This is a genomic window from Myxococcus sp. CA039A, assembly GCF_013336645.1.
Taxonomy (GTDB): Bacteria; Myxococcota; Myxococcia; order Myxococcales; family Myxococcaceae; genus Myxococcus; species Myxococcus llanfairpwllgwyngyllgogerychwyrndrobwllllantysiliogogogochensis.
Genome location: NZ_JABUMQ010000615.1, coordinates 1 through 2,020 on the forward strand (window position 1 = coordinate 1; position 2,020 = coordinate 2,020).

At 65.3% G+C, this 2,020-nt stretch carries 1 protein-coding gene; it reads right to left on the reverse strand.

What is annotated here, in order from left to right; all coding sequences use genetic code 11:
• On the reverse strand, positions 1 to 2,020 hold a 2,020-nt coding region (locus HR086_RS46385), incomplete at both ends, for a condensation domain-containing protein (RefSeq protein ID WP_174468861.1).

Consider the following 2,020-nt stretch of genomic DNA (forward strand, 5'->3'; position numbering starts at 1 on the left):
GAGAGAGGACGACGCCGGCTGAGGACTCGCGGAGGACGAAGGCGAGGCGGTCGGAGGGCCAGGCCTTGTCGAGGGGGACGTAGGAGGCGCCGGCCTTGAGGATGGCGAGGAGGGAGACGATGAGGTCGGCGGAGCGGTCGAGACGGACAGCGACGCGAGAGCCGGGAAGAACGCCGAGAGTGCGCAGGTAATGGGCGAGCTGATTGGAGCGCGAGTCGAGCTGAGCGTAGGAGACAGACTCCTCACCCGACACAACGGCGACAGCATCAGGCGTGCGCGCGGCCTGCTGAGCGAAGAGCGAAGGGATGGATGCGTCGCGCGGGTAATCACTGACAACGCCATTCCAACCCGCGAGGACCTGCTGGTTCTCCGCCAACGTAAGTAGAGGAATCAGGCCGAGCTGTGCATCAGGCGAAGCGGTCAGCGCTTCGAGCAACACGAGATAGTGACGCGAGAGGCGCTCCATGGTCGCCGCGTCGAAGAGGTCGGTGTTGTAGTTGAAGACACCCGCGAAGCCATTGATGCCTTCTTCGAGCAGGAGGCTGAAGTCGTACTTCGCCGTCTCGATGCTGGGAGCCAGCCCGCTGAGGATGAGACCCGGGAGCTCAAGTTCCTCTTCAGGAGCGTTCTGAAGGGTGAGGGTGACCTGGAAGAGCGGTGAGCGGCTCAGGTCACGCTGAGGCTGAAGCTCCTCGACGAGCTTCTCGAAGGGGACGTCCTGGTGCTCGTAGGCGGCGAGGGTGGACGTGCGCACCTTGGAGAGCAACTGACGGAAGGACTGCTTCGAGTCGAGTCGGGAGTGGAAGACGAGGGTGTTGACGAAGAAGCCGATGAGGCCCTCGGTCTCGGAGCGATTGCGATTCGCGATGGGAGAGCCGACGGAGATGTCGTCCTGGCCCGAGTAGCGGGAGAGCAGAAGCTGGAAGGAAGCCAGCAGCACCATGAAGGGCGTGGCGCCTTCACGCTGAGCGAGGGCCTTCACGGCCTGGGTCAACTCACGAGACAACCCGATGGGGAACATCGCACCGCGATAGGACTGAACGGCGGGGCGAGGCCTGTCAGTGGGCAGCTCCAGGGACGAGGAGGCACCGGCAAGCTGGGTGCGCCACCAGGCGATTTCGGAAGAGAGGACGTCGCCCTGGAGCCACTGGCGCTGCCAGACGGAGAAGTCGGCGTACTGGATGGGCAGCGGAGAAAGCTGGGCAGGCTCGCCCCCAGCGAACTGACGGTAGAAGGCGGCCAGTTCGCGGACCATGACGGCGATGGACCAGCCGTCCGAGGCGATGTGGTGGACGGTGACGAGCAGTTGGTGCTCGGACGCATCCAGGCGGAGGAGTGACGCGCGGACGACGGGGCCTTGGGCCAGGTCGAAAGGACGCACGGCATCGGCTGCCGCCAGCCGCTGAGCCTCGGCGTCGCGCTGCTGCTGGGGCAGTGCGGAGAGGTCAATGAGAGGCATCTCCAGCCGGAAGTCGTGCTGGACGAGCTGAACAGGCTGACCCTCGTGAATGGAGAAGCGAGTGCGCAGGGCCTCGTGACGCTGAATCAGAGCGTTGAGAGACTGGAGCAGTGCGTCCGCGTTGAGGTCGCCAGTGAGCTTGAGGACCCAAGGGATGTTGTAGGTGGCGGCACCGGGCTGGAGCTGGTCGAGGAACCAGAGGCGCTGCTGGGCGAAGGAGAGAGGCAGCGGCTGGGCCCGGTCGACAGGGACGAGGGCCGGCTGGCGAGACGAGGAGCCGTGGAGCAAGTCCAGCCGCTCGGAGAGGAGAGCGACGGTGGGAGAGGAGAAGAGCTCACCGAGAGGCAACTCAACGTCGAAGGTGGAGCGGATGCGAGAGACGACTTGAGTGGCGAGGAGAGAGTGGCCGCCCAACTCGAAGAAGTTGCCGTGGATGCTGACGCGCTCCAGGCCGAGGACGTCGGAGAAGATGGAGGCGAGGCGGGACTGGGTGAGGGTGGAGGGAGGGGCGAAGTCGTCGCCGGAGGCGTCAGCTGCGGCGAAGTCGGGAGGAGGAAGAGC